Source organism: Mesorhizobium sp. M7A.F.Ca.MR.362.00.0.0 (assembly GCF_004023175.1).
Classification (GTDB): domain Bacteria; phylum Pseudomonadota; class Alphaproteobacteria; order Rhizobiales; family Rhizobiaceae; genus Mesorhizobium.
The window spans coordinates 1-5,558 of record NZ_RZTF01000408.1; the positions used below are offsets into that span (position 1 = coordinate 1).

The following is a 5,558-nucleotide window of genomic DNA, read 5'->3' on the forward strand; positions in this document are numbered from 1 at the left end:
GCCGCCATAAAGGGTCTCGTTAAACAATTCAGGAGGCCGTTCCAATGATCAATCAGTTTGCGAGACTTTTTCGAGGACCAGGTATGCAGGCTTGTTTCGGGACAAAGAACTTTCTGGCGGCAACCACCGCGATGACGACGGTATTCCTGCCGGCTGTGTCTCTCGGGGTGGGTCTGGTAGCATTTCCAACTGGAGAAGCGTTGGCCGACGACCCGATTTCGATCCCGCTGGAGTATGTCGGGGAAGGCCATGACCGCCTGGGCATCTGGGCCAAGATCAACAATGGCAACGCGCAGCGATACGTATTCGACACGGGCTCGGACCAGCTCAACACGCAGATCGGGTCAGAGGTGACCGGGGTCCGCCCGATTGCCGACACGCCTTACGTATATACGTACGGGGACGGAACGTATGGTAATAAGCTTCAGAACGTGGAAATTGATAAATTTACATATGTCGATCCAGATCAAAAGATAACAATCGACGGGCCGTCTGTAAGCGATAAGAAATACCGGGCTGCTCGCATTCTCGATTTTGTCTATACCCATGCGTATTGCAAGGACAACAATCTTAAGTGCACGCCGGGATCCGTGACGGATGGACTTAAAGATATGTATGGTCAGGATCTCCAAGAACCTTATCACGCCGATAAGGAGCAGCGGGCGAAAATGACCGCTGGCAAGATGGCAGACGAAGGCGGCGATTTCGCAGGTACATTCGGGGCCGGCGATTTTCTTGGCAAGACAAGTGTCTGGGGCATGATGGGCAGTGTCACCAGGTCTGGCTACGTGGTCTCCGCCAATGTGAATCCGGATTCCGAGAGCGACCAAACGCCTGGCTGTTCCCCCTGCACGATTGTCAACCTCAATCCAAGCCTCCGGGCCCAATATACTAATGCCATGCCATGGGGAGAACCCGAGGAAAAAGATCAGGATTCTTATCAGAATTTTCCTGGCTCTGGCGCCAATGCCTCGACCGAATACGAAGGCAGCTACAATCTGCAGTACACGGTTAAGGATGGAGCCCCACCAATCACCGACCCCAACAAGACCGCGGTATTGCTCGACACCGGCACACCGGGCGGTGGCAGTCTGGAGATCAGTGATGCGATGCTGAAGCAATTTCAGGATGCGGGCGTCAAACTTAAAAATGTTCGGAGAAATGAGCAACGCGAGATCGTAAGCGCATCGGGCAACATCCCGAGCGTTACAATCGCAGGAACGGATGGCGATCCGGTAAGGCTGGACAATATCGACTTCACCTACACCAGCGGCACGACGGAACAACCCAATGACCAGACCAGTTTTGTTGCCGGTCTTGACTTCTTCAAAAACAGATCGGTCATTTTCGATCTGGAGAAGAAGTATACCGCTTATACGTCACATTTCGTCACTGCCAGCAACTTCTCTACCGATTCATCCGCACCCGAAGGGACCGGTCTGAGCAGGATAACGACGAGCATGGGGAATGAGGGCGGGTTCGGCATAGCGGGTGTCGTCTCCGGCTCCGGATCGCTGACGCTTGATACAAAGACGGTGGTCCGGATGACGAATGTCAACACCTACACCGGCGAGACGAATATTGCTCAGGATGCCTATCTCTCGCTTGCGGGGCTCGGCAACATCCAACGGTCAGCGAAAGTCGTTGCAGACGGCACGTTCGATATCTCCGAACATGGAAATGGCAGCGACTATTGGGGAATCTCCGACGCCTACAACGATGCCCGTATTCGTAGCCTGAGTGGCAGCGGAACGGTCGAGCTGGGCAAGCGTACCCTGGTGCTAACGGATTCGAACGACACGTTCGCCGGCAGCATCAACGACCTCGACGTTGATAACAATAATATGGGCGGCAAACTATTCGTTGCCGGTGGCGTGCAAACGCTGAGCGGAAAGAACAATTTTTCCGGCATGACGACGGTCGGTTCCGGCGCGGGATTGCTGCTTGCCGATACAGGTGTGCTTTCCCATGATGCGACCACGTCCGGCTTTCTCGGGAATGACGGGCAGATCGGGGGCACGGCTATCGCAAACAGCGGCGGTGTCGTCGCAGGCGGCGGCACCTACGGTGCGGTCACCATTTCCGAGGGCGGCACGGTCGCTCCTGGCAGTGCGACCGATCCGAGCAGGATCGTCACCACACTGACTGTCACGGGCGATTTCGCGCAGCAGTCCGGATCGATCTATCAGGTCGACCTCGCAAGGTCGTCCGATCTCATCGATGTTGGCGGAGTAGCGGCGATCGACAGCGGCGCGCAGATCGAGCTGCTGCGGCAGGGAACGCTATCGGTCGATGCCCGATATACTCTGCTCTCCGCAGCAGGCGGCGTAAGCGGCACCTATGGCGGGCTGACGGGGGCTCTGGCGACAGACGCGACGCCCTTCGTCGATTTCCAGCTCGTCTACGATGCCAACAATGTCTATCTCGATATCAGCCGCACATCGACGGCGTTTGCCGATGTAGCTAGCACCTTCAATCAACGCTCGGTCGCCGCTGCGGCTCAGGCGCTTGGAAGCGGTAATCCGATCCAGGACAACATCCTGTTCCTGACGGCGCCGGAAGCCCGCAACGCTTTCGATATGCTATCAGGCGAGGTTCATGCTTCCATTCATAGCGGCCTCATCGAGGACAGTCATTCTGTACGCGATGCCGCGAGCGAACGGATCCGTGCGGCGTTCGACGGCGTCGGTGCCTCCAGCGTTCCGGTGATGACTTATGGGCTGGGTGGTCTGGAACTGGCCCCGGCAACGAGTGAGAATTTCGCCGTATGGGGCCGTGGCTTCGGCGCCTGGGGTCATCTCGACAGCGACGGCAATGCCGCCGGTCTCGATCACTCGACAGGCGGCTTTCTGGCTGGCGGTGACGCGGCTGTCGGCGAAAGCTGGCGGCTCGGCCTCATCAGCGGCTACAGCCATACCTCCTTGGAGGCGGACGATCGCGCGTCGTCGGGCTCGAGCGAGAATTACCATCTCGGTCTTTTTGCCGGCACGCAGAACGGCAATCTCGGTTTTCGTTCCGGCCTTGCCTATACCTGGCACAGCATCGAGACCGGCAGGTCCGTGGTCTTTCCAGGCTTCGCCGACAGCCTTTCGGCCGATTACGACGCCGGCACGTTCCAGGCCTTTGGCGAGCTCGGCTACCGTATCAATACGGCTTCGGCTTCCTTCGAGCCCTACGCTAATCTCGCTTATGTGAATTTTGACGCAGATGGCTTCACCGAGAAGGGCGGCGCAGCCGCCTTGTCGAGCGGGGATCGCTCGAGCGACACGGCGTTTACCACGCTAGGTCTGCGTGCGTCGACGGTACTGACCCTCGGCACCGTGACTGCTACCGCGCGCGGCGGTCTTGGCTGGCGCCACGCCTTCGGCGACGTCAGCCGGATACCGCTCTTGCCTTTGCTGGCGGTTCCTCCTTCGCCATCGAGGGCGTGCCGATCGCAAAGAACGCAGCTCTGCTCGAAGCTGGGCTGGACGTAAACATCACCGAGAACGCGACGTTCGGCATCGCCTATCAGGGACAGATCGCCTCGGATGCCCAGACACACGGGTTCAGCGCCAAGCTCGGCGTCCGTTTCTAAATCACCCGCAAAAGAGATTGGTTATGAAGTCAGTGAGTGCATTTTCTTTTACCGTCGTTCTCGGCTCAGCGACGGTGATGTCTGGGTCCGCCGCGCGAACGGACGATGCCTGCTACAACAAGGCACAAAGCCTATGATGACGCAATGTTCAATCGACGACGTGAAGCCAGTCGATGACGAGCTCGACAAGCTCTACAAGGAGATGGAGACCCGGCTCAGAGAGTCCCGGCGCATGTCCAGGAACTGGTCGAGACCGAGAGGGACTACAACGCCACCTCGGAGAACACGCGCGACGCCTACCCCAAGGATTGGCGGCATTTTTTTGCTCCTGGTGCCGGCGCGCTGGCTTCGATCCCCTGCCTCCGGGCTCGAAGGTGATCGGGCTCAATATCAGCGCCTGTGCCTCGGGCACCGCCGCCGGCGATCCGAAGCGTGGCGCCCCTGCCCTTTCGGTTGCGACCATCGAGCGGCGGCTCTCCGGCCTCGCCTGGAACTTTACCCAGCGCGGCCGGCCGTTGGACCGCGCGGAGCGGCATATCTATAAGGTTCTTGCCGGCATTCGCCGCAAGCACGCAAAGCCACCGCGGCAGAAAGAGGCGGTCCTGGCGACGATCTGCTGGCGATGATCGCCACGCTCGGCCACGACCTCAGGGCCTGCGCGACCGCGCTATTTTGCTCCTGGGCTGTGGCGGCGGCCTGCGGCGCTCCGAGATCGTCGGTCTCGACGTCATGCGCGACGACAACAGCGATGGCGCCAGCTGGATCGAGATTTTTGACGGCAAGGGCTGCTGGTCACCCTGCGCGGCAAGACCGGCTGGCGCGAGGTCGAGGTCGGCCGCGGCTCCAGCGACCACACCTACCCCGTAGTCGCGCTCGAGAGCTGGATCCGCTTTGGCCGCATCGCACGTGGACCCCTGTTCCGCCGCATCTTGTCGATCAGGTCGATATAATACGAAAAAGCCGCCGCCATTCGGGACGGGCGTCGGCTATCATGTCCAGCCATTATGCGGCGAGCGGATAGCTTTCGCCGGACCAGGCAGAGAACTTGGCGGCAAAAGCCTTCATCTCGTCGACCGCGAATGTGGTGCGCGGTTGCGAACTCGACTTGCTGGGCGAGAGGGACCTCGCCGAGAAAGGCGCTGACATGAGCGGGATGCTGCTTGGCCAAATCGAGATCCGCAAAGCAATCGGCCAGCGCCGCGTCGTCCAGCTGTACGCTGCAGGGCGCGTTCACGTCGTCAAGACGGATGCCAAATGCTTGCTCATAATGGCCGCAAGGTAATCGTTTCGGGTCGGAGACACAAGTTGCCGCCTCCTTCGCCGTAGAGTGGCCCGATACAATCACGATCGATATTGCCACCTCTTATCGATAGTGATCGCATAGTTCCCTGATTCGACTCTCAACCGCTCATATCAAGCGATTACTTCCATGTATCTGCTGCGCTAGCCCGTCCTGGCCTTGGAGTGTCGCTCCTCACCTCCTCCACCACTCACCAGCCCGATGGGAGTATCGCCCGCCAGCAGCTTCTCCTTGCTGAGCAGCGCGGCAACCTCAATCGCCTCGAAATCGGGCAAATCCCGCAGTGTGTCGAGGCCGAAGTGCAACAGGAAGGTCTTGGTCGTGACGTAGGTGTAAGGCGTGCCAAATTCAGCGGGCAGGCAGACGTTGACCCACAACAATCAAGGGGACGGTGCAGGCCAAGATTGCGGCAGGGCTTGGGCCCCCCACCCTTCTCCTCAGAACTCCGCTGCTTCCAGCTGGCGGCTGAAACTCACAGGCGCAGCCAGCTTGGTCTCTAACCGCATCGATCGCATCATGGTGTCTGCCATGAATCCGTGTGCGTGAAGCGCTCCAGAGCGAAGATGTTGGGCGTCAACCAGGTTCACTCCAATGAGCTTCACTTCTCGAGTTCTGCACAGTGTCCACGACTGGCGCCGGAGGTTGATCCGGTGATTAGGAGGAGCACTCGTTGTCGGATTC

At 59.2% G+C, this 5,558-nt stretch carries 2 protein-coding genes and 2 pseudogenes; 3 read left to right on the top strand and 1 reads right to left on the bottom strand.

Features of this window, described 5'->3' with window-relative positions; all coding sequences use genetic code 11:
* The first annotated feature begins 44 nt into the window (after positions 1-44).
* The 3 genes and pseudogenes from EOC06_RS31470 to EOC06_RS40380 all read left to right on the top strand — a co-directional run bounded on the left by EOC06_RS31470 (position 45) and on the right by EOC06_RS40380 (position 4,859).
* Positions 45-3,476 carry an autotransporter domain-containing protein gene (locus tag EOC06_RS31470; protein WP_128309621.1) on the top strand — a complete coding sequence of 1,144 codons (3,432 nt, stop codon included), beginning with the start codon at positions 45-47 and terminating at the stop codon, positions 3,474-3,476.
* Positions 3,477-3,820: 344 nt separating this feature from the next.
* A pseudogene (locus EOC06_RS43995) lies at positions 3,821-4,506 on the top strand (integrase); the annotation flags it as partial.
* Positions 4,507-4,622: 116 nt separating this feature from the next.
* Positions 4,623-4,859, top strand: a complete 237-nt coding sequence (locus EOC06_RS40380; protein WP_063169293.1) for a hypothetical protein — start codon at positions 4,623-4,625, stop codon at positions 4,857-4,859.
* A gap of 161 nt (positions 4,860-5,020) precedes the next feature.
* On the opposite strand, the pseudogene EOC06_RS31490 reads toward EOC06_RS40380, so the two are convergent.
* Positions 5,021-5,221: pseudogene (locus tag EOC06_RS31490) on the bottom strand (SMC-Scp complex subunit ScpB); the annotation flags it as partial.
* Between the last annotated feature and the right edge of the window lie 337 nt (positions 5,222-5,558).

Bases quoted from the DNA above. Each gene is read 5' to 3' on its own strand.
- EOC06_RS31470 (WP_128309621.1), top strand. From the start codon at position 45: ATGATCAATCAGTTTGCGAGACTTTTTCGAGGACCAGGTATGCAGGCT.